We start from the raw sequence: 412 nt of genomic DNA, 5'->3' as shown, positions 1-412 counted from the left end.
CCCAGTCTTTCTCGCTGAATTCGACGGCATCATTACTACGAATGATACCTGCGTTATTAACTAATATATCGATATGCCCTAGCTCGGTCACTGCGCGATCAACAATTGATGGAATATCGTCTAACACCATGAGGTTGGCACGGATATCGATAAACTTACGTCCCGTTTCAGCCATTTTTTCTATGGTTTCTGTTGGCTCGACAATATTTACTCCAACAATATCACATCCAGCTTTAGCGAGACTGAGCGCCATTCCTTGACCTAAGCCTGTATCACAACCTGTAACGATGGCAACTTTGCCTTCTAAGTTGAATGAATCAAGAATCATAATATTTTTCCTTCATAGCAGTGATGTTGTGGTTCGGCCAGATTCGCCATATCACCCAGTAGTTGTATCGTCCCTGAAAATTAC

Annotated in this window: 1 protein-coding gene; it reads right to left on the bottom strand. The window is 42.5% G+C overall.

The genetic code is table 11. The features are described from left to right. The coding region (locus RMT89_RS41330; RefSeq protein ID WP_315888900.1) for an SDR family NAD(P)-dependent oxidoreductase at positions 1–328 on the bottom strand (328 nt) is incomplete at its 3' end. Positions 329–412: the final 84 nt, after the last annotated feature.

This window comes from Streptomyces sp. P17, from assembly GCF_032436805.1.
Lineage (GTDB): Bacteria > Actinomycetota > Actinomycetes > Streptomycetales > Streptomycetaceae > Streptomyces.
This window is presented reverse-complemented; position numbering and strand designations above follow the sequence as displayed.